We start from the raw sequence: 24,799 nt of genomic DNA, 5'->3' as shown, positions 1-24,799 counted from the left end.
CGCCGTGAACCCCACCCCCGCGCCCGAGGCCGACGGCCCTCCCCCCAGCCACCTCCCCGAGTCGGACGCCCCCGGCGGGCTCGCCGTCGAGGAGACGACGACCGTGCCGCGCCAGAAGGAGACCCCGCACGACCTGTGGCACGCGTCGCGGTCCGCTTCCCCGGCGCGGACCGACGTACACCAGCAGGACCCGGCGGCAGCCGCCCCCGACGACCCGGCCGCCGACCCCCTCGACCATCCCGATCCGCTCCGCGCCGCCGACGCGGCCGGCATCGAGAACCTGCTGCGCTGCTGGGTCCGGGAGAACGACCTGCCCCAGCCGGCCGGGGAGACCCTGCGCGTCCCGCTCCCCGCGAGCGGCACCGCCCTGCTCGTCCCCGTCCGCCACTGGTCCGCCACCGGCTGGCACCGCTTCGCGCCCCCCTCCCTGGAACAGGCACCGGCCGCCGCGCCCACCGCCGACGCGGTCACCGTGGCCGTCCTGCTCGGCCGGGAGGCCGGCCACCACGACGGAGCCGACATGGCCGGCCGGGTCGCCGACTCGGTACGGCGCACCGCCGCGTTCATCGAGGAGCGGCGCCACCGGCCCGTCGCGCCCGATGAGGCGGACCTCTTCCTCACCGCGGAACAGTCACTCCTCCTCGGCCACCCCCTGCATCCTTCGCCCAAGAGCAGGGAAGGGCTCACCGACGCCGAAGCGCGCCTCTACTCGCCCGAGCTCCACGGTTCGTTCCCACTCCACTGGATGGCCGCCGACCGCTCCGTGCTGGTCACCGACTCCGCGTGGACCGACCAGGGCCGCCCCGTGCCCGCCGCCGACCTCGTCGCCCGGCACGCCCCGGGTCTGGCCTTCCCCGAACACACCGCGCCCCTTCCCCTCCACCCCTGGCAGGCCCGCGAGCTGCGGAGCAGGCCCGAGGTCGCCGCCCTGCTCGACGCCGGCCTCCTGCACGACCTCGGCCCGTACGGCGCCCCCTGGCACCCCACCTCGTCGGTGCGCACCGTGCACCGGCCGGACACCGACCTGATGCTGAAGCTCTCCCTCGGCGTCCGGATCACCAACTCCCGCCGGGAGAACCTCCGTAAGGAGCTCCACCGGGGCGTCGAGGTCCACCGGCTGCTCCGAACCGGCCTCGCCCGCGAGTGGCACGCGGCGCACCCCGGCTTCGACATCGTGCGCGACCCCGCCTGGCTCGCCGTGGACACCCCGGACGGCGCGCCCGTGCAGGGCCTCGACGTCATGCTCCGGCACAACCCCTTCAGCCGGTACGACGACGCCGTCTGCATCGCCGGACTCACCGCTCCACGCCCCTGGCCCGGCCGGACCGGGCTGTACTCGCGCCTCGCCGACGTGGTCCACCGCCTCGCCGCGGCCACCGGGCGGACGACGACCGCGGTGGCCGCCGAGTGGTTCCTGCGCTACCTGGAGCGCGTCGTCCACCCGGTGCTCTGGCTCGACGCCCACGCCGGGGTCGCGCTCGAAGCCCACCAGCAGAACACCCTCGTACTGCTGGACGCGGACGGCTGGCCCACCGGCGGCCGTTACCGTGACAATCAGGGCTACTACTTCCGGGACTCGCACCGCGCCGCGCTCGACCAGAGGCTCCCCGGCATCGGATCGGTCAGCGACACCTTCGTCTCCGACGCCGTCACCGACGAACGCTTCGCCTACTACCTCGGCATCAACAACGTATTCGGACTCATCGGGGCGTTCGGCTCCCAGGGGCTCGCCGACGAGCAGATGCTCATCGACGCCTTCCGGCGCTTCCTGAAGTCGGCGTGCGAACTGGGCTCGCCGTTCCCCGTCCACCTGCTCGAAAACCCGCGCCTGCGCTGCAAGGCGAACATGCTGACCCGCCTGCACGGACTGGACGAACTCGTCGGCCCGGTCGACACCCAGTCCGTCTACGTCACCATCACCAACCCCCTGCACGGCTGAGGGCCGGGGGCGAAGAGCCGATCGCCGAAAGCGCTACCGAACGTGCCGCCGAAGGCGCCGCCGGGAGCATCGCCGAAAGCTGAGAGAGGAGCGCCACCCGTGTCTCCCTCCGACGCGCCCGCCGGTCCCGGCCTCCGGGCGGACTGGGCCCCCGTCCCCACACCGGCCGGGGAGTTCCAGCTCGTGCCCGTCCGCCCGGAGCGCGATCTTCCGGTCCTCACCCGCTGGATGAACGACCCGGTCGTCGCCGCCTTCTGGGAGCTGGCCGGCGACGAGAGCGTCACCGCCCGGCACCTCGCCCCGCAGCTCGCCGACGACAGCCACAGCACCCCGTGCATCGGGGTGCTGTCCGGCATGCCCATGAGCTACTGGGAGCTGTACCGCGCCGACCTCGACCCGCTCGCCCGTCACTACCCGGCCCGGCCGCACGACATGGGCGTCCACCTCCTCATCGGTGAGGGCCGCGACCGGGGCCGGGGCACCGGCACGACGCTGCTGCGCGCCGTGACCGGTCTGGTGCTCGACCACGTCCCCCTCTGCACACGGGTCGTGGCCGAGCCCGACGTCCGTAACGCCCCGTCCGTCTCCGCGTTCCTCCGCGCCGGATTCCGCATCTCCGCCGAGATCGAACTCCCGGAGAAGCGGGCCGCGCTGATGGTCCGCGACCGAGCCCACGGCAGCCGGCCATGACCGCACCCCCGACCCGTCCGCACCGCTCGAACCCCATCGGTTCCCACCCGAGGAGTCCCCGTGCCCACATACCCCGCGCACCACGACGCAACGGAGCCGCCCGCACTGCTCACCACCCCGGAGCTCAACCGGGACGCCTGGGACCGGGCCGCCTCCCGGATGCTCGCGAAGATGCTCGGTGAATTCGCTTACGAAGAAGTCATCGAGCCGGCTCCGCGAACCGCCGGCGGCAGCACGTACACCCTCCCGCTGGACGACGGCGGCAGCCTCTCCTTCACCGCCCGGCGCGGCGTGTACGGGAGCTGGCGCGTCGATCCCGGATCGATCCGCGCGCAGGGCCCCGACCCCTCGACGGGCAGCGTCCCGTTCCGTGACCCACTGCTTTTCGTGACCCGGGCCCGCCGCCTCCTCGGCCTGGACGGCGCCACCCTCGGCCACCTCCTCCGCGAGCTGACCACCACGCTCGCCGCGGACGCCCGCCTCGACCACACCGCGCTCACCGCCGCCGAACTCGCCGGTCTCGGCTACGCGGAGCTGGAGGGCCACCAGACCGGCCATCCCTGGATCGTCGCCAACAAGGGACGGCTGGGCTTCTCCGCCACCGACGCCGCCCGCTACACCCCCGAGGCCCGCGAGCCCGTCCGGCTGCCCTGGCTCGCCGTCTCCCACCGGATCGCCGAGTACCGGGGCGTCCCCGCGCTTTCCACCCCGGACAAGCTCTACACCCAGGAGCTCGACCCGCCCGTCCGCGCGGCCTTCGCCGACAGCCTGCGGGCACGCGGCCTGGACCCGGACGGCTATCACTACCTGCCGGTCCACCCCTGGCAGTGGGACGAGTGGATCCTGCCGCTGTTCGCGCCGGCCATCGCCGCCGGAGACATCGTGCCGCTGCCCGCCGACCCGGACGTACGGCTGCCGCAGCAGTCCATCCGCACCTTCGCCAACCTCGCACGGCCCGACCGGCACACGGTCAAGCTGCCGCTGTCGGTCCTCAACACCCTGGTCTGGCGCGGGCTGCCCACCGAGCGCACCATCGCCGCGCCCGCCGTCACCGGCTGGGTGCTGGGACTGCGCGACAACGACCCGTTCCTGCGCGACACCTGCGGCGTGATCCTCCTCGGTGAGGTCGCCTCGGTCACTGTCGAGCACCCGCTGTACGACCACCTCCCCGAGGCGCCGTACCAGTTCAAGGAGATCCTCGGGGCGATCTGGCGCGAGCCGCTGCCGCCGCGCCTGGCCCCGGGGGAGCGGGCCCGTACCCTCGCCTCCCTGCTCCACACCGACCCGGAGGGACGCGCCTTCACCGCAGAGCTGGTCGAACGCTCCGGTCTGGCCCCCACCGTCTGGCTGACCCGGCTCTTCGCCGCCCTGCTGCCACCGCTGCTGCACTTCCTCTACCGCTACGGCACCGTCTTCTCCCCGCACGGCGAGAACGCGATCGTGGTCTTCGACGAGCAGAACGTGCCCGTCCGCCTCGCGATCAAGGACTTCGTGGACGACGTCAACGTCAGCGCGCAGCCGCTGCCCGAGCACGACACCATGCCGGCGGACGTGCGCCACGTCCTGCTGACCGAGGAACCGGCCTTCCTCACCCAGTTCATCCACTCCGGGCTCTTCACCGGGGTCTTCAGGTTTCTCTCCCCGCTCTGCGAGGAACAGCTCGGCGTCCCCGAGGGCGAATTCTGGTCACTCGTCCGGGCGGAGATCCTCCGCTACCACGCCCGCTTCCCCGAGCTGAAGGAGCGGTTCGAGATGTTCGACATGCTCACCCCGCGCATCGACCGCCTCTGTCTGAACCGGAACCGCCTGCATCTGGACGGCTACCGCGACCGGCCCGTACGCCCGCATGCGGCGGTTCACGGCAGTGTGGCCAACCCGCTCCACCTCCCCGAGTGAGGCCGGGAGTGCCCGTCGATGTCACTGGCGCCCCGTAGGCTGGCCCGGCTATGACGAAGCCATCCCTCCCCGAGCTCCTGCACGCCGCCGTCACCGCCGTCGGCGGTACGGAGAGGCCCGGCCAGGCCGCCATGGCCGCCGCCGTCGCCGAGGCCGTAGACGACCAATCCCACCTGCTCGTCCAGGCCGGCACGGGGACGGGCAAGTCGCTCGGCTACCTGGTGCCGGCCCTGGCGCACGGCGAGCGCGTCGTCGTGGCCACGGCGACGCTGGCCCTCCAGCGCCAGCTCGTGGAACGCGATCTGCCGCGTACGGTCGCCGCGCTGCATCCGCTGCTGCGCCGCCGCCCCCAGTTCGCCATGCTCAAGGGCCGGTCGAACTACCTCTGCCTGCACCGGCTCCACGAGGGCGTGCCGCAGGACGAGGAGGAGGGCCTGTTCGACCAGTTCGAGGCCGCCGCCCCGTCCAGCAGGCTCGGGCAGGACCTGCTGCGCATGCGCGACTGGGCCGACGAGACGGAGACCGGCGACCGGGACGACCTCACGCCCGGGGTCTCGGACCGGGCCTGGGCACAGATCTCGGTCTCCTCGCGGGAGTGCCTGGGCGCGAGCAAGTGCGCGTACGGGGCGGAGTGCTTCGCCGAGCAGGCCAGGGAGCGCGCCAAGCTCGCCGATGTGGTGGTCACCAATCACGCGCTCCTCGCGATCGACGCCATCGAGGGCGCCCCGGTGCTCCCGCAGCACGAGGTGCTGATCGTGGACGAGGCCCACGAGCTGGTCTCGCGGGTCACCGGCGTGGCCACCGGCGAGCTCACCCCCGGCCAGGTCAACCGCGCGGTGCGCCGTGCCGCGAAGCTGGTCAACGAGAAGGCGGCCGACGCGCTGCAGACCGCTTCCGAGGGCTTCGAGCGGGTCATGGAGCTGGCGCTCCCCGGCCGCCTGGAGGAGGTGCCGGAAGACCTGGGGTACGCGCTGATGGCCCTGCGGGACGCCGCGCGCACGGTGATCTCGGCGATCGGCGCCACGCGGGACAAGTCCGTCCAGGACGAGGACGCGGTCCGCAAACAGGCGCTGGCCTCGGTGGAGTCCGTCCACGCCGTCGCCGAGCGCATCACGGAGGGCTCCGAGTACGACGTCGTCTGGTACGAGCGCCACGACCGGTTCGGCGCCTCGGTGCGCGTCGCCCCGCTCTCCGTCTCCGGGCTGCTGCGCGAGAAGCTGTTCGCCGAGCGCTCCGTCGTGCTCACCTCCGCCACGCTCAAGCTGGGCGGCGACTTCAACGGCGTGGGTGCCTCCCTGGGCCTCGCTCCGGAGGGGACGGCCGGCGAGGACGTCCCGCAGTGGAAGGGCCTGGACGTCGGCTCCCCGTTCGACTACCCGAAGCAGGGCATCCTCTACGTCGCACGGCATCTGGCGACTCCCGGCCGCGAGGGCTCCCGCACGGACATGCTGGACGAGCTGTCCGAGCTCATCGAGGCGGCCGGCGGGCGCACGCTGGGGCTGTTCTCCTCCATGCGGGCGGCCAAGGCGGCGGCCGAGGAACTGCGCGAACGGCTGGACAAGCCGATCCTGCTCCAGGGCGAGGAGACCCTGGGCGAGCTGATCAAGAATTTCGCCGCCGACCCGGAGACCTGCCTCTTCGGCACGCTGTCGCTGTGGCAGGGCGTGGACGTGCCGGGGACGAGCTGCCAGCTGGTGGTCATGGACCGGATTCCGTTCCCCCGGCCGGACGACCCGCTGATGAGCGCGCGCCAGAAGGCGGTCGAGGAGGCCGGGGGCAACGGCTTCATGGCGGTGGCGGCCACCCATGCCGCGCTGCTGATGGCGCAGGGCGCCGGCCGTCTCGTGCGGGCCACGGGGGACAAGGGTGTCGTCGCGGTGCTCGACCCGCGCCTGGCCAACGCGCGCTACGGCAGCTATCTGCGGGCCTCGCTCCCCGACTTCTGGTACACCACCGACCGTAACCAGGCCCGCCGCTCGCTCGCCGCGATCGACGCGGCGGCCAAGGCGGACGGGCGGTAGCCCCTCGGGGGCGTACGGACAGGTATACGAAAAGGGGCCCCTGGGCCGACGCGAAGCCGGACCGGGGCCCCTTCTCCCAGAGAGTGTGAGGTGCGGGTCTCAGACCCTGCGCAGCACCGCGACCACCTTGCCGAGGATCGTCGCCTCGTCACCGGGGATCGGCTGGTACGCGGCGTTGTGCGGGAGCAGCCAGACGTGGCCGTCCTCGCGCTTGAAGCGCTTCACCGTGGCCTCGCCGTCGAGCATGGCGGCCACGATGTCGCCGTTCTCCGCGACGGGCTGGCGGCGCACGGTGACCCAGTCGCCGTCACAGATCGCCGCCTCGATCATCGAGTCACCGACGACCTTCAGCACGAAGAGCTCGCCATCCCCCACCAGCTGCCGGGGGAGCGGGAAGACGTCCTCGACGGACTCCTCGGCGAGGATCGGCCCACCGGCGGCGATCCGGCCCACCAGCGGCACGTACGAGGCGGCGGGCTTGCCCGTGGTGTCCGTCGGCTGCGTGCTCGGCTGGTCCGAGCCGCGCACCTCGTACGCCCGGGGGCGGTGCGGGTCGCGGCGCAGGAAGCCCTTGCGCTCCAGCGCCATCAGCTGATGGGCGACAGAGGAGGTGCTGGAGAGGCCCACCGCCTGACCGATCTCCCGCATCGACGGCGGATAGCCACGCCGCTGCACGGAGTCCCGGATGACCTCGATCACCCGCCGCTGCCGGTCCGTGAGCCCCGAGCTGTCCGCCCGGATTCCGGGAGGTCGTCCGGGGAGCGAGCGCGCTGGGCGCCCGGGCTCCGGGCCCTCCGTGTTCGTGACTGAGTCATTCATGGCATGCACCGGCTCGAGTCGGCTCTGGGAGCGGTCCTGGGCAGTGATGATGGCACTGTCTGCGGTGGTGGTCACGTCGGCGGCCCCTCTCGAATGGTCTCCCTGGCTGCACAACGGTAGTAGCTTTCGAAAGGTTGCGCCAAACACACGTTCGAGTGAAAAACGAATAAAAGACTGTCGGGGTTCCACCTCCGGGTGTATGAGGCCGCCTACAGTGCGCGACGAGCGGGTGTCGCCGAGAGGGGTGCCGCCCGCCCCGGCGATGTCCGCGGCCGCCTCCGGACCGTAGCGCGGCACTCTGTGTGGGGCCCTCCCGGGGTGGCTGCCCGGTCGTCCGCCGTCCGGGTGCTTCCCGTACCCTCTTGGTCGGCCTTACGCTGCCTTCCGGCCGCCCTCCGGCGCGACACGCGCGTAGGGCCGAATGCGCGGCCGGACCCAAGATCTAGTGGTTGGATACTTCCGACCGCCCCGAATGTAGTGGTCCCCCGTCTATCGGGGGTGCGGTCATCGCCTATGCTTGAGACCGCTTCGAAGGCCCTGAACCGGCCTGAAGAGGCTATTCAGTCGTGCTGTGAAGGAGGGTTGGGAGCCATGCACTGCCCCTTCTGCAGGCACCCCGACAGCCGGGTCGTCGACAGTCGCACCACCGACGACGGGACCTCGATCCGCCGGCGCCGCCAGTGCCCCGACTGTTCCCGCCGCTTCACCACGGTGGAGACTTGTTCACTCATGGTGGTCAAGCGCAGCGGGGTCACCGAGCCCTTCAGCCGCACCAAGGTCATCTCGGGTGTACGCAAGGCGTGTCAGGGACGGCCCGTCACCGAGGACGCCCTCGCCAAGCTGGGCCAGCGGGTCGAGGAGGCGGTGCGCGCGACCGGCAGCGCCGAGCTGACCACGCACGACGTGGGCCTGGCGATTCTCGGCCCTCTGCAGGAACTCGACCTCGTCGCCTACCTGCGCTTCGCGTCCGTGTACCGGGCGTTCGACAGCCTCGAAGACTTCGAGGCCGCCATCACGGAACTCCGTGAGCGGCGGCCCCGCGCGGAATCATGCGGGAGCGGCGAGACCCTTGAGGTCCCCGCCCCCGCCGTCGCCGCCGACTGAGCGGCAGCCGCCGGCCGCGCCGATCCGGGGATCGCGCGGGCCGGCACCTGGACCTTGCTCCGGGCGACGTATGACGAATGCGGCGGCCGAAGCATCAGACACACACTGTGCCCGGGGAAGTTCTCGGCACTTCAGGGCGTTTTTGCCCACATATGGGAGGCGGCATGACAGAGACGGCGAGCGGCCCGGCACGAGGTGCCCGCAACAAGGGGACCAAGTCGACTGCGTCCAAGCAGGGCCTGCGTATCGAGCGCATCCACACCACCCCCGGCGTGCATCCGTACGACGAGGTGACCTGGGAGCGCCGTGACGTCGTCATGACCAACTGGCGCGACGGCTCGATCAACTTCGAGCAGCGTGGCGTCGAGTTCCCCGACTTCTGGTCGGTGAACGCGGTCAACATCGTCACCAGTAAGTACTTCCGGGGCGCCGTGGGCACTCCGCAGCGCGAGACCGGTCTCAAGCAGCTGATCGACCGGATCGTCAAGACGTACCGGAAGGCCGGCGAGGACTACCAGTACTTCGCCTCCCCCGCCGACGCGGAGATCTTCGAGCACGAGCTGGCGTACGCCCTCCTGCACCAGATCTTCAGCTTCAACTCCCCGGTGTGGTTCAACGTCGGTACGCCCCAGCCGCAGCAGGTCTCCGCCTGCTTCATCCTGGCCGTCGACGACTCCATGGAGTCGATCCTCGACTGGTACAAGGAAGAGGGCATGATCTTCAAGGGCGGCTCCGGGGCCGGCCTGAACCTCTCCCGTATCCGTTCCTCCAAGGAACTCCTCTCCTCCGGTGGCAACGCCTCCGGACCCGTCTCCTTCATGCGGGGCGCCGACGCCTCCGCCGGAACGATCAAGTCCGGTGGCGCCACCCGCCGTGCGGCCAAGATGGTGATCCTCGACGTCGACCACCCCGACATCGAGAACTTCATCGAGACCAAGGTGAAGGAGGAGGAGAAGATCCGCGCCCTGCGCGACGCGGGCTTCGACATGGACCTGGGCGGCGACGACATCACGTCCGTCCAGTACCAGAACGCCAACAACTCGGTCCGCGTGAACGACGAGTTCATGAAGGCAGTCGAGTCCGGCGGCAAGTTCGGGCTGCGTGCCCGGATGACCGGCGACGTCATCGAAGAGGTCGAGGCCAAGTCCCTCTTCCGCAAGATGGCCGAGGCCGCCTGGGCCTGCGCCGACCCGGGCATCCAGTACGACGACACGATCAACCACTGGCACACCTGCCCCGAGTCCGGCCGGATCAACGGCTCGAACCCGTGCAGCGAGTACATGCACCTGGACAACACCTCGTGCAACCTCGCCTCGCTGAACCTGATGAAGTTCCTCAAGGACGACGGCAAGGGCAACCAGTCCTTCGAGTCCGAGCGCTTCGCCAAGGTCGTCGAGCTGGTCATCACCGCGATGGACATCTCCATCTGCTTCGCCGACTTCCCGACCGAGAAGATCGGCGAGAACACCCGCGCCTTCCGCCAGCTCGGCATCGGCTACGCCAACCTCGGCGCCCTGCTGATGGCGACCGGCCACGCGTACGACAGCGACGGCGGCCGCGCGCTCGCCGGCGCCATCACCTCGCTGATGACGGGCACCTCGTACAAGCGCTCCGCCGAGCTGGCCGCAGTCGTCGGCCCGTACGACGGCTACGCCCGCAACGCCGAGCCGCACCAGCGCGTCATGAAGCAGCACGCCGACGCCAACGCCGTGGCCGTGCACGCCGACGACCTGGACAACCCGATCTGGGCCGCCGCGACCGAGGCGTGGCAGGACGTGATCCGGCTCGGCGCGAAGAACGGTTTCCGTAACGCGCAGGCGTCGGTCATCGCGCCCACCGGCACCATCGGTCTCGCCATGTCCTGCGACACCACCGGTCTTGAGCCCGACCTCGCCCTGGTCAAGTTCAAGAAGCTGGTCGGCGGCGGCTCGATGCAGATCGTCAACGGCACCGTCCCGCAGGCCCTGCGCCGCCTGGGGTACCAGGAGGAGCAGATCGAGGCGATCGTCGCCCACATCGCCGAGCACGGCAATGTGATCGACGCCCCCGGCCTGAAGACCGAGCACTACGAGGTCTTCGACTGCGCGATGGGCGAGCGGTCCATCTCCGCGATGGGTCACGTGCGCATGATGGCGGCCATCCAGCCGTGGATCTCCGGCGCGCTCTCCAAGACGGTGAACCTGCCGGAGTCGGCCACCGTCGAGGACGTCGAGGAGGTCTATTTCGAGGCGTGGAAGATGGGCGTCAAGGCGCTCGCGATCTACCGCGACAACTGCAAGGTCGGCCAGCCCCTCTCCGCCAAGACCAAGGAGAAGGAGAAGGAGGCCGTCACGGCCAAGGCCGAGGACACCATCCGTACCGCGGTGGAGAAGGTGGTCGAGTACCGCCCGGTCCGCAAGCGTCTGCCCAAGGGCCGGCCCGGCATCACCACCTCCTTCACGGTGGGCGGCGCCGAGGGGTACATGACGGCCAACTCCTACCCGGACGACGGCCTGGGCGAGGTCTTCCTGAAGATGTCCAAGCAGGGTTCGACCCTCGCGGGCATGATGGACGCCTTCTCCATCGCGGTCTCGGTCGGCCTGCAGTACGGCGTCCCGCTGGAGACGTACGTCTCGAAGTTCACCAACATGCGCTTCGAGCCGGCCGGCATGACGGACGACCCGGACGTGCGGATGGCGCAGTCGATCGTGGACTACATCTTCCGCCGCCTGGCGCTCGACTTCCTGCCCTTCGAGACCCGCTCGGCCCTCGGTATCCACTCCGCCGAGGAGCGGCAGCGCCACCTCGACACCGGTTCCTACGAGCCGACGTTCGAGGAGGAGCAGCTGGAGGCCGAGACCCTCGCCCAGACCGCCCCGGTGCGGACGGAGACGCTGAAGGCGGTCGCCCCGGTCCAGGAGACCGCGAAGGCCGAGCCGAGGACGGCGCACACCTCGGCCGAGCTGGTCGAGATGCAGCTCGGCATCAGCGCGGACGCCCCGCTCTGCTTCTCCTGCGGTACGAAGATGCAGCGCGCCGGCTCCTGCTACATCTGCGAGGGCTGCGGCTCCACCAGCGGTTGCAGCTGATCGTTGAACGATGAGTGCGGGCAGGTCCTCCTCGGAGGACCTGCCCGCACTGCTGTAGTGCCGTGACGCGGCTAGGGCCTGTCCCCTAGGGGGCGTCTTGCCGATCATGGCCGAGGTCCGCCCCTGATCGATAAGACACCCCCTAGGCGCCGAACGCGCGGCCGCCCATCGCCGCGGCGAACTCCTCGGGGTCGCCGTCGAAGCCCCGGATCGTGCTGTGGAAGTGCCAGCCGCCGGATTCGTCCCGTACGAATTCGGCCACGACGGCCGCGGTGGCGCCGCCCACGGCGGAGAAGTCGTCCTCCGCGAGCGTCGCATAGCCCTCGCGGACCTGGACCCCGGTGTTCTCTATGTCGCCGAACGTCCTGCGGCCGTCGCGCTGCTGGATGGCGACGCCGACGACGACCCGGGCGTAGGCGTCGGACAGCCGGTCCAGTTCCAGTGTCATCACCTCGTCGTAGCCGAGCCCCTGACCCGTCCTGCTGTCCCGGTCGAGGATGATCGTGCCGTCGGGCGCCCGGCTGTCGAAGTGGACGAGGTACGCCGGACTGCCGTACGGCTCGTCCGCGAGGTAGGTCGCCGCGATGATGTCGAGGTCGTTGGGAGCCTCGCCCTGGTCGCTGGGATCCCATTTGATCCGCACTTCGACCTTGTCGAGATCCTTGTTGGGGGTGCTCATCGGGCTTCCTTCCTGCGTGCGGGGACGGCGCTCCGGTTCCGTCACCCGATCATGTCCGCAACGTGCCCCGGAACCAACCGGATTGGGGACGAGCGGCTGAAACGGGCCAGGATCGAGCGGGAGACGGCCGGTTCCGGTGGACTCCGTGGGAGCGTGACCCACGCCACGTCCGACGGCCGTACGATGGCGCTGTGCTGGTCAAGTGGATTCGCTGCAGTGTGTCGGACCGTCGGGGATTCGAACAGGGGCAGCGGAAGTGGGCGGGGCTGCTGGGTGAGCCGGGGTTCAGGGGGCAGGGCGGCGGCTGGAGCCGCGTCCGGCCGGAGGTGGCGCACGTCTTCGCCTTCTGGGAGAACCGGGTCTTCTACGACTCCTTCATGGCGCGCGGCCACGACGCTCTGGCCGCGGCGCAGTCCGGCACATATCAGGACCTCCAGGTGAAGCTCTTCGAGTACCGCTTCGACGTGAAGACGGGCTTCGAGCCCCGCTTCACGGACGCGGACGTGCTCAGGGTGGCCCACAGCCGGGTCCACGAGGACCGGGTCGAACACTTCGCACTGATGCAGCAGCGGGTGTGGAATCCGGCGATGGCGGGATCGCCGGGGATGCTGCGGGGGGTCTTCGGCGAGGCGCCCGGGCACGAGTTCCTGGTCCTGTCGATGTGGCAGTCCAGCGCGGAACGCGGCAAGTACCGGCCGGACAGTGTGGACCGGCTCTCACAGCGCGCGGGTACGGAGGAGGACGTGGCGGCGCTGGCGGGCGACGTGGTGCAACTCGAACCGTCCTGGACGGTGTGACGGCCCCGAGTGGCGGGTAGGGCGGCGACATGCCCCGACGATTTCCGGACAGGTGCTCGAATGGCGGCGACTCGATCTAGTGTCGTTGTATGGCACGACCGCAACGAATCGTTCTTGTCCGGCACGGTGAGTCCGAGGGCAACGCCGACGACACCGTGTACGAGCGCGAACCCGACCATGCCCTGAGGCTCACCCCCACCGGGCTGCGCCAGGCCCGCGAGGCGGGGGAGCGGTTGCGCGGGCTGTTCGGGGAGGAGCGGGTCAGCGTGTACGTCTCTCCCTACCGGCGCACCCACGAGACGTTCGCGTCCCTCGGCCTGGACGCCGGGCGGGTGCGGGTCCGCGAAGAGCCCCGGCTGCGCGAGCAGGACTGGGGGAACTGGCAGGACCGCGACGACGTCAGGCTGCAGAAGGCCTACCGGGACGCCTACGGGCACTTCTTCTACCGCTTCGCGCAGGGCGAGTCCGGGGCGGACGTGTACGACCGGGTCGGCGCTTTCCTGGAGAGCCTGCACCGCAGCTTCGAGGCCCCCGACCACCCGCCGAACGTCCTGCTGGTCACCCACGGTCTGACCATGCGGCTCTTCTGCATGCGCTGGTTCCACTGGACCGTGGCCGAATTCGAGTCGCTCTCCAACCCCGGAAACGGGGAATCACGGACGCTGGTGCTCGGCAGCGACGGGCGGTACACGCTCGACCGGCCCTTCGCGCGCTGGCGTACCCCTGAGCCGTACGGCATCTGCGGATAGAGTGGAAGCGATGACCGAATCCGCTTCCGACCAGCGCATTGAACGCACACTGGCCAGCCTGCGCGGCCTGTCCGTGGGAGACGCCCTGGGCTCCCAGTTCTTCGTGCCCGCCAACTATCCGCTCCTGAAGGACCGCGCCCTGCCGGCCGGGCCCTGGCAATGGACCGACGACACGGAGATGGCCTGCTCCGTCGTGGCCGTACTCCAAGAACACGACCGCATCGACCAGGACGCCCTGGCCCGGTCCTTCGCGCACCACCACGACTTCGACCGGGGATACGGCCCCGCCGTGAACCGCATGCTGCGTCTGGTCCGCGAGGGCGGCGACTGGCGCGAACTCGCCTCCTCCCTGTTCAACGGGCAGGGCTCCTGGGGCAATGGCTCCTCGATGCGCATCGCGCCGCTCGGCGCCTGGTACGCGGACGACCCGGAGCAGGCCACGCATCAGGCGGAGATCTCCTCGTACACGACGCACCAGCACCGGGAGGCCGTCGTGGGCGCGATGGCTGTCGCGGCGGCCGCGGCGCTCGTCGCCTCACCGGCCGGGCCGCCCGCCCCGGAGGACCTGCTGGACGGCGTCGTCGCGCTCGTCCCGCGCAGCGCCGTCGGTGCCGGGCTGCGGCGGGCGCGGGACATGCTCGACTACAAGGACGCGGGCACCGTCGCGGCGGTTCTCGGCAACGGCCGCCGCACCAGTGCGCACGACACCGTCCCCTTCGCCCTGTGGTCGGCGGCGCGGAGCCTCGGCGACTTCGAAGAGGCGTTCTGGGTGACGGCCCAAGCCGGCGGCGACGTCGACACGACCTGCGCCATCGTCGGCGGAGTGCTCGCGGCAAGCTCCGCAGGCGCCCCTCCCGCGCACTGGACGGCCCGGACGGAGTCGCTGCCGGACTGGATGTCCCCCGCTAACTGACCCGGCGGGTGCGGCTGCAGGCCGCAGGGCGCAGGGCGCTTCAAGCGTCCCTTCAAGTGTCACGGTCCTGCCACAGCACGCCCTCGCCCGGCTGGCGGCCGTGACACGGGGTTACTCTTTCGGCCACGCCGCCCTCGGTGATCATGACGACGGGTGCGCACCGAATGAGACGCCGGGGGGCCGCGCGCTGCCCAGGGCTCGCGTGAGCGGACCCCGGTGGGGAGGGGTCCCGTGTCCGAAACACCGCCAGATTCACCCCGGCCCGAGCCCGCGCCGGACGAGCCCACGCCATCCCGGCCCACGCCATCCCGGCCCACGCCGGACGAGAACGCCCCCGAGGAGACCGGGAGCGACCGGTCCCAGCCGAAGCGGGGAGTTCCCGAGCAGGCCGGCAGCAGGCAGGCCGAGCCGGACCGGAGCGTTCCCGAGGAGGCAGGCAGCGCGCAGGCCGAGCCGAAGCAGGAGGCTCCTGGGCAGGCCGGGAGCGGCCGGTCCCAGCCGAAGCAGGGGGTTCCCGGGCAGGCCGGCAGCGGGCGGGGCGCGCCGGGGATCTACGCCTCGGGGGTGCGGGGCAAGCAGATACCTGTGGGGGCCGCCGCCCCCGGATCCGTAGGCAAACGGGAAATGGGAGGCGGTACGGCGTCGATGCCCGAGCCCCCCAAGATCCCCGCCTACGCGGCGCAGCGCCCCGGTGGGCAGAGGCAGGCGAGCCCTTGGGGCCCGCCGCCGCCCTCGGTCACGACGCGGCTCCGAGCGATGAAGCCCGGGCCCGTCCAGACCGGTACCCTCTGGGCCGCCCTCGCGACGACCCTGCTCAGCATGGCTCTGCTGGGCGACGGCATCGGGCTGAATCTGCTCATCGTGGCGCTGCCTGCCTCGGCCGGCGCGTACATCTCCGCCAGGGCGGCAGGCCGCACGCTCCGCCCCTGGACCGCCGTGTGGGCAATTGGCGGGCTGGCGCTCCTGGCCGTTCCAGCGCTCCGGGATGCCGGCTGGCCCACCTTCCTCGCGATGGTGTCCGCTCTGGCACTCGGTTCGCTGGCGCTGCACGGCAGTCGGAGCTGGCTCGGGGTGTTCCTGGGGTCCCTCGGCGTGTTCACCTCCGTGTTCGAATCGGTGGGCTGGGGGGTCCGGGGCGTGCGTGAGCGCATGTCGGGGTCCCGCGGCCGGTTCGGTGTCGTGTTCCGGTCCGTAGTCGTGGCCATCGTCCTCGTGATCGTGTTCGGCGCGCTCTTCGCGAGTGCCGACGCCGCTTTCGCGGACCTGCTGGGCAACCTCACCCCGGATGTGTCGGTCGGTGACGGTCCCTGGCGGATCCTCCTGGGCCTCCTCGGTCTGATCGGCGCCCTCGCCGCTGCCTACACCGCCGCCGCCCCGGTCCGATGGGACGGGGTGACCGTAAGGCCGGGCAAGGCGCGCGGGCGGTTGGAGTGGGCTCTCCCGCTGGTCGTCCTGAACCTCCTCTTCGCGGCGTTCCTCACCATCCAGCTCACGGTGCTGCTCGGCGGATACGACAAGGTGATGGCCGAGACGGATCTCAGCTACTCCGAGTACGCCCGCCAGGGCTTCTGGCAACTGCTCTGGGCCACGGTGCTCACGCTCGGCGTCATCGCGCTCGCGCTTCGCTGGGCCCCGCGCGGCGGCGCCCGCGACCGCACCCTGGTCCGCTCTGTGCTCGGCACGCTGTGCTTCCTCACCCTCGTCGTGGTCGCCTCGGCCCTGCGGCGCATGGACCTTTACGTCGACGCGTACGGCCTGACCAGGCTTCGGATCTCCGTGGCGGCTGTGGAACTCTGGCTCGGTGTGGTCCTCGTACTGATCATGGCGGCCGGCGTCTTCGGCCCCCGCCTGCTGCCGCGTGCCGTCGCGGCCAGCGCGGCCGTCGGCGTACTGGCCTTCGGTCTCGTCTCGCCCGACGGGCTCATCGCCGAGCAGAACGTCCAGCGATACCGCAACGATCATTCGATCGACATCGAATACCTCAAGGGTCTGTCGGCCGACGCCGTACCCGCTCTCGACACCCTTCCCGAGCCCCTGCGCTCCTGTGCGCTGCAGGACATCCAGCGCACGCTTCGCAACTCCGACGAGCCCTGGTACGCGACGAGCTGGGGCGAAGTCCGAGCCCGCGACATCCTCGGCGACTGGGATCCCGGCTACCGCGCACTCGACTGCCGAGGGCTGAGCACGGGCGACAACGGCGACGAGCGCGGCGGTGGGACGGACGACGTGTACGACCCCTACGACCCGTACTGACCGTCTTGTCATCGGGCGCCTGCGGGCTGCCGTTCGTAGCTCCGCCCATGTCGATCGCGCGGACCGTTCTTCACGGGGAGAGCGGTCCGCGGCGAGCCTTCCCCTCTGCGCCGAGATCCCCGCGGGTCAGGCCGCCGGCCCTCCGGCGGCGGCCTTACCACTCAGGGCGTCCAGGTCGCTCTTGCGTACCCGGATGATCAGCAACGCGGTCAGCAGGGCGAGAGCGGCCATGGCCACTGCGGCGAGGAAGGCGGTGGATATCCCTTGGGCGAGCACCGCGTGTCCCCAGCCGCCCGGCAGCTCGTGGCTCTTGGCGAACTGCGCCTTCTGGTCAGGTGACGCCTGTGCCAGGAAGGCGGGTATCTGCTTCTCCGCCTCGTTGCGACTGGCGGTTCCGAAGACCGTGACCAGGATGGACAGCCCCAGCGAACCACCCACCTGCTGGCTCGCGTTGAGCAGACTCGAAGCCGCACCGGCTTCGTGCTGGGCGACTCCGGAGACCGCCGTCAGCGTGAGCGTCACGAAGTTGAGCCCCATGCCGAAGCTGAATACCAACATCGGCATGGGGCTCAACGGCGAATATCCGCAGGGGTGTGATCGGCTCCTTGGCCCGCATCTCCACGAGCACGAAGGCGACGCCGGGACGGCCGAGCGCTTCCAGTCGGTGATCCTCGATGGCGTGATCCGGCCGTCCACCGACCTCATCAGGGAAGTGGTGGGCCGAGGAGTCGAGCGAGGCGAGGTCCGTCCAGGGGCCATGACGGAGCCGGCCTTCGACGTCATTTTCGCGATGATGATGTATCGCACCAAGGTGTGCGGCAGCGAGTGGGACGACGCGGAGATCGAGGCGCTCATCGATCAGGGCGCCGTGCCGTTCTTCCGCTCCGGTTCTCACTGAGAGCCCTGCCCGGAGCCGTGGGTCGCGCGCCGTCCGGCGAGCGACCGCCGGGGCGAGCTCGCGAGGGGCGCCCCGGGGTGTTCCTGGCGTCCCCTTCGGCGTACGCTGACAGACGCCATGCCGTACGAACCACCCACGCACACCGTCGAGCGCTCACTGCGCGCCACCACCGGTGCCAAGATCGTCGCCGGTGTCGACGAGGTCGGACGCGGAGCGTGGGCGGGACCTGTCACGGTGTGCGCCGCGGTCACGGGTCTCCGCAGGCCTCCCGCCGGACTCACCGACTCCAAGCTGATCAGCCCCAAGCGGCGTGCGGAGCTCGCTCCGCTGCTGGAGAGCTGGGTCACCGCGTACGGCCTCGGTGACGCCTCTCCCCAGGAGATCGACGAGCTGGGCATGACCGCCGCGCTCCGGCTCGCGGCCGTACGCGCCCTGGAGGCGCTGCCGGTCCGTCCCGACGCGGTGATCCTGGACGGCAAACACGACTACCTGGGCAGTCCCTGGCAGGTCCGTACCGTCATCAAGGGGGATCAGTCCTCCATCGCGGTGGCCGCGGCATCGGTGATCGCGAAGGTCCGCCGGGACGCCATGATGGCTGAACTCGCCGCGCGGAACGGTGAGTACGCGGACTTCGCGTTCGAGGCCAACGCCGGCTATCCGTCCCCCGTGCACAGGGCCGCACTCGAGGAGCGTGGGCCCACCGCCCACCACCGTCTCTCGTGGTCCTACCTCGACGCGCTGCCCCGGTGGCAGCACTTGAAGAAGGTCCGTTTCTCCGCAGAGGCGGCCGCACTGGAAAGCGGGGGCCAGCTCGGCTTCGACTTCTGATCGCGCATATGTGCCCACCCGCCGATGCCCGCGGTATCGGCGTTTGATAGACAACCACCCATGCCTCTCATCCCCGAGGAGCCTCAGATTCACGAGAGCGCCCAGGGTCCCCGCGCCACTCCGGCCACCGGCCGCGCCGCGTCGACCCCTCGTCCCGTACCCGGTCCGCGTTCAGCGGCCACGCCGCGCCCCGGTCGTCCGGTGCCCGGCCCGCGGCCTGCGCCCCCGGCGCAGCGCCGGCACTCCACCTCCGACAGGCCCCAGGCGGCGCCGTCGGAGAATCGTTCCGCACCGCAGCTCCAGGTCATTCCCGCCTCGGCCGAAGGGGCGCTCGACGCCGCCGACGAGGCGGTGGATCTGCTGCTCGACTCCGGTCGCGCCCCCGGCGAGCTCCTGGTGCTGACCACGGGCGGCCAGCACCCGTGGGCGACCCACGAGCTCTCCTTCGGTGAGGCCGCCTACTGGGCCCAGCACGAAGCGGGTGACGACGTCTTCTTCGCCGCGGCCGCGGCGGTCGACCAGGTCAAGCCCCGGCCCGTGGTGATCGTCGCCGTCAACGGCCCGGCCGACGACGCGTCCGCGCGGGCGCTGACCCAGGCACGGGAGTCCGCGGGCGTGCTGCTGATCGTCTGCGGCGACCCGCAGCGGATCAACGCCGCGCTCGGCGCCGGCGTCTGAGCATCAGCGCCGGCGGTCCGGCCGTCCGCGAGGGCTGCCGGACCGCCGAAGCGTGCTCGGTCAGCGTGCGGCGGAACGGTGCAGTGCCTGCGCCGCTCCGCCGCCGGTCCGCGACGGAACCTGCTCGGAATCCAGGGCGGTATCGGCGAGGGCCGAAGGCTGCGACATGGAGTTCGGCCGACGGCCGCCCCTGCCCTCGCCCAGCACCTGCCAGCCACTCCGTGTCAGCGTGATGTACGCGCCGCACCGCAGCCCATGCAATGTGCAGGCGTCGCGCAGCCCCCACATCCACGCTCCGTCCTCCTCCGTCCAACGCTCGTCGCCTTCACGGCAGTAGAGGAGGACGGCGGTGCGGACGGGCGTACGGCGCCGCAGATCGTGCGGGATCACTCTGCGCAGGTGCGCCAGCAGGGAGTTCCGGAACTCCCAGCCGTCGGCCGTCACCGAGCGGCGGGCGAATGAGGCGCTTGCCGTCAGGCGCTCCTCGTGGTCCAGAACGGCGACCACCGCGGTGGCCGGCGTCGGCCGGTGCCTGGCGTGCAGACCGCTCACCACCTCACGCGGGCTGCGCAGCAGGGGTATTCCGGCCGCTGCCCACTCGGCCGGTTCGAGCATCCTGGCAAGGCGGTTGGCGGAGTCGGCGGTTGCCGACATCGAAGTGGCTGCGGACGGAGCGAATCCGAAGGTCACGGTCCTCCCTTCGCATACGCGCCCACGATGCGGGCAGGGTCGGGTGAGGGCGCGCCGCGGCACAGCCCTTTCGGGCCCGCGAATGAACCGTGCGGGGAGCGAGTCCAATTCTTCCTGGCGTATCGGCAGGCGGCAACGAGCAATTGGCGAGGCTGACGGTATTCAGCCGGAATGACACGGATATCCCTGCTATCCCTGCCCAGTCCGGCCCCACCTGACGCCTCCCGTCACGCCTGAACAGCGAGGACCAGCGGAAACACCGCGTCTGCTCCGGCCCGACGCAGCAGGCGCGCTGCCACGGCGAGTGTCCAGCCGGTGTCCGAAAGATCGTCCACCAGCAGTATGGGTCCGTCCACAGCCGCCACCGCCTCGGCGAGTTCGGGCGCGACGACCAGCCTCTCGTGCAGAGCACGGACCCGCTGCGCACTGTTGGTCTGCGACATCCGGACGGCATCGGCGTCCGGAGCCAGGGCGACGCACCCCAGCAGGGGCATCCGTCCCACTTCTGCGATGTGCCTGCCGAGCGATTCGATGAGCTGGGGTTTGCGGTCCGAGGTAACGGTGACGACACCGACCGGGCGCGGAACGGGATCGACGGCCCCCGGAGCCCAGCCCCCGGGACCCTTCGCCCAGTCGGCGAGCACGGTCACCACGGCATCGGCCACGTCACTCGGCACCGGGGCGTCGGGTGCCTGAGCCGCCAGAAGCGGGCGCAGTCTGTTGCCCCACCCGATGTCGGTGAGCCGTCCCAGCGCCCGGCCGGTGCCGGAGAGCTCCGTCGCCGGAATCCTGCCCTTGAGATCGACGCCCACCGACGCGAGCGCGGTCGGCCACATCTTGCGGGGCTCCACCTCCACACCGGCCCTGCGGAGCTCGCCCTTGGCAGTGTCCAGAGCGGCGTCGGAGACTCCCGCACCGAACCGGGCGCCGGCACAGTTGTCGCAACGCCCGCACGCGGTGGCCGCCTCGTCGTCGAGCTGGCGGCGCAGGAACTCCATGCGGCAGCCGTCCGTCGTGGCGTAATCGCGCATGGCCTGCTGCTCGGCGGCGCGCTGGCGGGCCACCCACGCATAGCGTTCGGCGTCGTAGATCCAGGGCGCTCCCGTCGTGGTCCATCCGCCCTTCACCCGCCTGACCGCCCCGTCGACGTCAAGGACCTTGAGCATGCTTTCCAGTCGTGCGCGACGCAGGTCGACCAGCGGCTCCAGGGCGGGCAGCGAGAGGGGCCGCCCGGCCTGGTCCAGCGCGTCGAGGGTGCGCCTGACCTGCTCCTCCGGCGGAAAGCCGACCGATGCGAAGTACTGCCAGATCGCCTCGTCCTCCTTGCCCGGCAGCAGCAGTACCTCGGCATGTTCGACACCGCGTCCGGCGCGGCCCACCTGCTGGTAGTAGGCGATGGGGGAGGACGGCGACCCGAGGTGGACGACGAAGCCGAGGTCGGGCTTGTCGAAGCCCATGCCGAGCGCGGAGGTCGCCACCAGCGCCTTGAGACGGTTGGCCAGCAGATCGTCCTCCGCCTGCTGCCGTTCCGCGTTCTCGGTGCGGCCGGTGTAGGAGGCGACGGTGTGCCCGCACTGGCGGAGATACGCGGTGATCTCCTCGGCGGCCGCGACCGTCAGCGTGTAGATGATTCCGGAGCCCGGAAGCTCCTTGAGATGGTCCCCGAGCCATGCCAGGCGGTGGGCTGCGTTGGGCAGTCGCAGCACGCTGAGGCTCAGGCTCTGGCGGTCCAGCGAGCCCCTCAGCACGAGCGCGTCCGCTCCGGCACCGGTACCCAGCTGCTCCGCCACGTCGGCGGTGACCCGGGCGTTCGCCGTGGCGGTGGTGGCGAGCACCGGGACACCGGCGGGAAGGTCGGCGAGCATCGTCCGCAGCCGACGGTAGTCGGGCCGGAAGTCGTGGCCCCAGTCGGAGATGCAGTGCGCCTCGTCCACGACGAGCAGCCCGGTGGTCGCGGCGAGCTGGGGAAGCACGTGGTCGCGGAAGTCCGGGTTGTTGAGGCGCTCGGGGCTGACCAGCAGGACGTCGACCTCACCGGCGGCCACCTCGGCCTGCACGGTGTCCCACTCCTCCGTGTTGGACGAATTGATCGTGCGCGCGCTGATGCCGGCGCGCGCTGCCGCCGCGACCTGGTTGCGCATCAGTGCCAGCAGCGGCGAGACGATGACCGTCGGCCCGGCGCCCCGGGTGCGCAGAAGTGAGGTGGCGACGAAGTACACGGCGGACTTCCCCCAGCCCGTGCGCTGGACGACCAGTGCTCGACGCTTGTCCGCGACGAGTGCCTCGATGGCCCGCCACTGGTCCTCGCGCAGCCGCGCGGTGCCGGAGGCGTCTCCGACGAGTCGGGCCAGTACGGAATCGGCCGAAGCCCTGAGCTCTGCGCGGTCTGCGTTGGTCATGCCCCCATGCAACCCGATGGATCCGACAACCGCGAACAGCCGATTACCCCCTGTGGATAAGTTATCCACAGGGGGTGGCAAAATTTAGTGGTCCGCGAGACGGTCTGGCCATGAACAAGCACCCCGAATCAATCGGTCCCTCCGAGGAACAGCAGATCACCCTGCGAGGCCCGGCCGAGCTGGCCGACGCTCTCCCCTATCTCATGGGTTTCCACCCGAGCGACAGCGTGGTCATGGTCGCCCTGCACGGTGGCCGAGGCCGGTTCGGAGCCAGGCTCAGGCTCGGCATCCCGCAGTCCCCGCTGGAGTGGCCGACGGTCGCCGACCAGCTCGCCGAGTGCCTGATCAAGGGAAGTGAGAGGCGTGACGCCCGGCCCGACGCCATCGTCGTCTTCCTCTGCCAGGACCCGGTGGACGGCGAGACGGGCAATCAGACCATGGAGCGTTTGCGGCCGTTCGCCCAGCAGCTGCGTACGGCATGCGGAGCGCTGGACGTGCCCGTCCTCGAAGTGCTGTGCATCTCGGGCAACCGCTTCTGGTCCTACGTCTGCCCCGATGCCCGCTGCTGCCCGGCAGAAGGCAACCTGCTGGCCATGCCCGGCACCTCGGTGATGGCGGCGGCAGCCACCTATGCCGGCATTCAGGTGCGGGGTTCGCTGCGCGAGATGGAGGCGAGGCTCGCCCCTCTCACTCGCACATCGGGCGCCGCCCAGCTGCGTGCCCTGGACGCGATGAGCAGCGCGATGGTGCCCCTGCTGCTCGACCAGGAACGCCGCCAGGAGCTCGGCGGCGACATGCTGAAGCTCGCCGCCCGTCTGATCGACCGCCTCGGGAAGGCGCCTGCGACGGCGCCATCCCTCACGGACATCAACGACGACAGGCTGATCAGCGACGAGGAGGCCGCGTCGATGATTCTCGGTCTTCAGGACAGGGAGACCCGCGACAGGGCTGCGGAGTGGATGGAAGGCCCGAAAGCGTACGTTGCCTTGAGGCTCTGGCGAGCGCTGGCCCGCCGTTGCGTCGCCCCCTACGAGGAACACGCCGCAGCCCCTCTCACTCTGGCGGGCTGGGTCTCCTGGTCGACCGGCGACGAGCCGGCGGCGCGCGTCGCGCTGGGGCTCGCCCTGCGCCTCGATCCGCATTACACCTTCGCGCAACTGCTGCACGAGGCGTGCAACCAAGGGCTCGACCCGGAGACACTGCGGCGCTGCCTGCGTGGCGAGCGCAGCGAGCGAGCGGCCCGGCAGCACCGGCGTGCGGAACGGGTCGCGGGGGCCCGTCCCGCACGGGTGAGGCCGGCCGGGCGCTCCAAGACGCGTCCCGGCTCCACTCGGCCCGGTTCCGGCACGGCGGACAGGCGGCGCCCGGCTCGGCCCGGCGTGCAAGGGCGCCGGGGGACCGGGGCCGGCCGCTGAGACCAGTGCGGCGCCGGGCCCCGGCGCCGCACGCGGGGCCGGTCGGACGCCTCGCATCGGCACAGGGATGCCCTGCCCGCGGTCTTCCGGACGCCGTCGAGCGGGCTCCGGAAGCCGTTGAAGAGTAACCGTAAGGGAGTGTTTATCGTCAGGAAGACGACTATGATCGCGGCATGCCGCCCTACGACCCGTCGACTTTTCCGCCCTTCGCCGTCACCGTCGACCTGGTGGTGCTCACGGTGCGTCGGCACGCCCTCTGTGCGCTGGTGGTACGCCGAGGTGAGACCCCGTTCCAGGGCAGGTGGGCCCTGCCGGGTGGTTTCGTCAGGGCCGACGAGGATCTCGGCGCCGCAGCGGCGCGCGAGCTTGTCGAGGAGACCGGCCTGTGCGCGCAGGATCCGGCCGCCCCGGCCGTAGGCAACGGTGCCCATCTGGAACAGCTGGCGACGTACGGGGATCCCGCCCGGGATCCGAGGATGAGGGTCGTCAGCGTCGCCCATCTCGCACTGGCCCCCGACCTGCCCGCTCCCAGGGCGGGCGGCGACGCGAACAGCGCGCGATGGGCGCCTGTCGAGGACGTGCTCGGCCCCGAGGGCGGCTACGCCCCGGACGGTGAGCATCAGGCGCCGTTGGCCTTCGACCACGCCAAGATCCTCGCCGACGGGGTCGAGCGGGCCAGGTCCAAGATCGAGTACTCCTCGCTGGCCACTGCTTTCTGTCCGCCCGCCTTCACCGTTGGCGAACTGCGCCGGGTGTACGAGGCGGTGTGGGGCGTGGTGCTGGATCCGAGGAACTTCCACCGCAAGGTGACGGGTACGCCGGGCTTCCTGGTGCCCACCGGAGGGACGACCACCCGGCAGGGAGGCCGCCCGGCCCAACTCTTCCGGTCGGGCACTGCGACGGTGCTCAACCCCCCGATGCTGAGGCCCGAGGTCTAGGGGGTGTCTTGTCGATCAGGGTCGG

The 24,799-nt window shown here is 70.9% G+C and carries 19 protein-coding genes and 1 pseudogene; 15 read left to right on the top strand and 5 right to left on the bottom strand.

What is annotated here, in order from left to right; translation table 11 throughout:
- The first annotated feature begins 4 nt into the window (after positions 1 to 4).
- Genes ACFZAT_RS29045 through ACFZAT_RS29030 form a run of 4 tightly spaced genes read left to right on the top strand, consistent with a single transcriptional unit; the run spans position 5 to position 6,546 of the window.
- Entirely contained in the window at positions 5 to 1,939 is a 1,935-nt protein-coding gene (locus ACFZAT_RS29045) for an IucA/IucC family protein (protein WP_391268498.1), read from the top strand.
- 42 nt (positions 1,940 to 1,981) lie between these two features.
- A complete protein-coding gene (locus ACFZAT_RS29040) occupies positions 1,982 to 2,629 on the top strand; it encodes a GNAT family N-acetyltransferase (protein WP_391268497.1) in 648 nt (215 codons plus the stop codon).
- A gap of 60 nt (positions 2,630 to 2,689) precedes the next feature.
- Positions 2,690 to 4,525, top strand: coding sequence for an IucA/IucC family protein (locus ACFZAT_RS29035; RefSeq protein ID WP_391268496.1), 1,836 nt, complete (start codon positions 2,690 to 2,692; stop codon positions 4,523 to 4,525).
- A gap of 50 nt (positions 4,526 to 4,575) precedes the next feature.
- Complete coding sequence (locus ACFZAT_RS29030) at positions 4,576 to 6,546, top strand: helicase C-terminal domain-containing protein (protein ID WP_391268495.1); 1,971 nt, start codon at positions 4,576 to 4,578, stop codon at positions 6,544 to 6,546.
- Between the two features lie 99 nt (positions 6,547 to 6,645).
- Here ACFZAT_RS29030 and lexA read toward each other — a convergent pair whose 3' ends face one another.
- A complete protein-coding gene (gene lexA / locus ACFZAT_RS29025) occupies positions 6,646 to 7,440 on the bottom strand; it encodes a transcriptional repressor LexA (RefSeq protein WP_026171816.1) in 795 nt (264 codons plus the stop codon).
- A 516-nt stretch (positions 7,441 to 7,956) separates the two neighbouring features.
- Between lexA and nrdR the strand changes: the two genes are divergently transcribed.
- Complete coding sequence (gene nrdR / locus ACFZAT_RS29020; protein ID WP_328902755.1) at positions 7,957 to 8,469, top strand: transcriptional regulator NrdR; 513 nt, start codon at positions 7,957 to 7,959, stop codon at positions 8,467 to 8,469.
- Between the two features lie 164 nt (positions 8,470 to 8,633).
- Complete coding sequence (locus ACFZAT_RS29015) at positions 8,634 to 11,537, top strand: vitamin B12-dependent ribonucleotide reductase (protein WP_391268494.1); 2,904 nt, start codon at positions 8,634 to 8,636, stop codon at positions 11,535 to 11,537.
- 142 nt (positions 11,538 to 11,679) lie between these two features.
- On the opposite strand, the gene ACFZAT_RS29010 is transcribed toward ACFZAT_RS29015, so the two are convergent.
- The gene (locus tag ACFZAT_RS29010; protein WP_391268493.1) at positions 11,680 to 12,216 is read right to left on the bottom strand and encodes a TerD family protein; all 537 of its coding nucleotides are present in this window, start codon (positions 12,214 to 12,216) and stop codon (positions 11,680 to 11,682) included.
- Positions 12,217 to 12,407: 191 nt separating this feature from the next.
- On the opposite strand from ACFZAT_RS29010, the gene ACFZAT_RS29005 reads away from it, so the two are divergent.
- From ACFZAT_RS29005 to ACFZAT_RS28990, 4 genes are all read left to right on the top strand, one after another.
- Positions 12,408 to 13,013 (top strand): DUF4937 domain-containing protein, encoded by a 606-nt coding sequence (locus ACFZAT_RS29005; RefSeq protein WP_391268492.1) that lies wholly within the window; start codon positions 12,408 to 12,410, stop codon positions 13,011 to 13,013.
- A gap of 89 nt (positions 13,014 to 13,102) precedes the next feature.
- On the top strand, positions 13,103 to 13,762 hold the full coding sequence (locus tag ACFZAT_RS29000; protein WP_391268491.1) for a histidine phosphatase family protein: 660 nt from the start codon (positions 13,103 to 13,105) through the stop codon (positions 13,760 to 13,762).
- 10 nt (positions 13,763 to 13,772) lie between these two features.
- A complete protein-coding gene (locus ACFZAT_RS28995; RefSeq protein WP_391268490.1) occupies positions 13,773 to 14,675 on the top strand; it encodes an ADP-ribosylglycohydrolase family protein in 903 nt (300 codons plus the stop codon).
- Between the two features lie 756 nt (positions 14,676 to 15,431).
- Positions 15,432 to 16,928 carry a DUF4153 domain-containing protein gene (locus tag ACFZAT_RS28990; protein ID WP_391268543.1) on the top strand — a complete coding sequence of 499 codons (1,497 nt, stop codon included), beginning with the start codon at positions 15,432 to 15,434 and terminating at the stop codon, positions 16,926 to 16,928.
- Positions 16,929 to 17,054: 126 nt separating this feature from the next.
- Here ACFZAT_RS28990 and ACFZAT_RS28985 read toward each other — a convergent pair.
- A pseudogene (locus tag ACFZAT_RS28985) lies at positions 17,055 to 17,489 on the bottom strand (MFS transporter); the annotation flags it as partial.
- Here ACFZAT_RS28985 and ACFZAT_RS28980 point away from each other — a divergent pair.
- From ACFZAT_RS28980 to ACFZAT_RS28970, 3 genes are all read left to right on the top strand, one after another.
- Positions 17,464 to 17,826: a TetR/AcrR family transcriptional regulator C-terminal ligand-binding domain-containing protein gene (locus tag ACFZAT_RS28980; RefSeq protein WP_391268489.1), complete on the top strand. Its 363-nt coding sequence runs from the start codon at positions 17,464 to 17,466 to the stop codon at positions 17,824 to 17,826. The pseudogene ACFZAT_RS28985 and the gene ACFZAT_RS28980 overlap by 26 nt on opposite strands.
- Positions 17,827 to 17,943: 117 nt before the next feature.
- Entirely contained in the window at positions 17,944 to 18,654 is a 711-nt protein-coding gene (locus ACFZAT_RS28975; protein ID WP_391268488.1) for a ribonuclease HII, read from the top strand.
- Positions 18,655 to 18,714: 60 nt separating this feature from the next.
- Positions 18,715 to 19,332 (top strand): hypothetical protein, encoded by a 618-nt coding sequence (locus tag ACFZAT_RS28970; protein WP_391268487.1) that lies wholly within the window; start codon positions 18,715 to 18,717, stop codon positions 19,330 to 19,332.
- A gap of 60 nt (positions 19,333 to 19,392) precedes the next feature.
- Here the strand turns inward: ACFZAT_RS28970 and ACFZAT_RS28965 are convergent, their stop codons facing one another.
- Both ACFZAT_RS28965 and ACFZAT_RS28960 read right to left on the bottom strand, forming a co-directional pair.
- Positions 19,393 to 20,022 carry a hypothetical protein gene (locus tag ACFZAT_RS28965; protein ID WP_391268486.1) on the bottom strand — a complete coding sequence of 210 codons (630 nt, stop codon included), beginning with the start codon at positions 20,020 to 20,022 and terminating at the stop codon, positions 19,393 to 19,395.
- A gap of 227 nt (positions 20,023 to 20,249) precedes the next feature.
- Positions 20,250 to 22,421 carry a RecQ family ATP-dependent DNA helicase gene (locus ACFZAT_RS28960; RefSeq protein WP_391268485.1) on the bottom strand — a complete coding sequence of 724 codons (2,172 nt, stop codon included), beginning with the start codon at positions 22,419 to 22,421 and terminating at the stop codon, positions 20,250 to 20,252.
- A 110-nt stretch (positions 22,422 to 22,531) separates the two neighbouring features.
- Here ACFZAT_RS28960 and ACFZAT_RS28955 point away from each other — a divergent pair, with 110 nt between their 5' ends.
- Positions 22,532 to 23,836 carry a DUF4192 family protein gene (locus ACFZAT_RS28955; RefSeq protein WP_391268484.1) on the top strand — a complete coding sequence of 435 codons (1,305 nt, stop codon included), beginning with the start codon at positions 22,532 to 22,534 and terminating at the stop codon, positions 23,834 to 23,836.
- Positions 23,837 to 24,009: 173 nt separating this feature from the next.
- The gene (locus ACFZAT_RS28950; RefSeq protein ID WP_391268483.1) at positions 24,010 to 24,774 is read left to right on the top strand and encodes an NUDIX domain-containing protein; all 765 of its coding nucleotides are present in this window, start codon (positions 24,010 to 24,012) and stop codon (positions 24,772 to 24,774) included.
- Positions 24,775 to 24,799: the final 25 nt, after the last annotated feature.

The sequence above is a fragment of the Streptomyces sp. NPDC008163 genome, assembly GCF_042956885.1.
In the GTDB taxonomy this organism is placed as follows: domain Bacteria; phylum Actinomycetota; class Actinomycetes; order Streptomycetales; family Streptomycetaceae; genus Streptomyces; species Streptomyces drozdowiczii_A.
The sequence above is the reverse complement of the archived record's forward strand: the minus strand, read 5'-3'. Positions and strand labels throughout refer to the sequence as shown.

Bases quoted from the DNA above. Each gene is read 5' to 3' on its own strand.
- ACFZAT_RS29030 (WP_391268495.1), top strand. From the start codon at position 4,576: ATGACGAAGCCATCCCTCCCCGAGCTCCTGCACGCCGCCGTCACCGCC.
- nrdR (WP_328902755.1), top strand. From the start codon at position 7,957: ATGCACTGCCCCTTCTGCAGGCACCCCGACAGCCGGGTCGTCGACAGT.
- ACFZAT_RS29015 (WP_391268494.1), top strand. From the start codon at position 8,634: ATGACAGAGACGGCGAGCGGCCCGGCACGAGGTGCCCGCAACAAGGGG.
- ACFZAT_RS29010 (WP_391268493.1), bottom strand. From the start codon at position 12,216: ATGAGCACCCCCAACAAGGATCTCGACAAGGTCGAAGTGCGGATCAAA.
- ACFZAT_RS29000 (WP_391268491.1), top strand. From the start codon at position 13,103: ATGGCACGACCGCAACGAATCGTTCTTGTCCGGCACGGTGAGTCCGAG.
- ACFZAT_RS28995 (WP_391268490.1), top strand. From the start codon at position 13,773: ATGACCGAATCCGCTTCCGACCAGCGCATTGAACGCACACTGGCCAGC.
- ACFZAT_RS28990 (WP_391268543.1), top strand. From the start codon at position 15,432: ATGAAGCCCGGGCCCGTCCAGACCGGTACCCTCTGGGCCGCCCTCGCG.
- ACFZAT_RS28980 (WP_391268489.1), top strand. From the start codon at position 17,464: ATGCCGAAGCTGAATACCAACATCGGCATGGGGCTCAACGGCGAATAT.
- ACFZAT_RS28975 (WP_391268488.1), top strand. From the start codon at position 17,944: ATGCCGTACGAACCACCCACGCACACCGTCGAGCGCTCACTGCGCGCC.
- ACFZAT_RS28970 (WP_391268487.1), top strand. From the start codon at position 18,715: ATGCCTCTCATCCCCGAGGAGCCTCAGATTCACGAGAGCGCCCAGGGT.
- ACFZAT_RS28960 (WP_391268485.1), bottom strand. From the start codon at position 22,421: ATGACCAACGCAGACCGCGCAGAGCTCAGGGCTTCGGCCGATTCCGTA.
- ACFZAT_RS28955 (WP_391268484.1), top strand. From the start codon at position 22,532: ATGAACAAGCACCCCGAATCAATCGGTCCCTCCGAGGAACAGCAGATC.
- ACFZAT_RS28950 (WP_391268483.1), top strand. From the start codon at position 24,010: ATGCCGCCCTACGACCCGTCGACTTTTCCGCCCTTCGCCGTCACCGTC.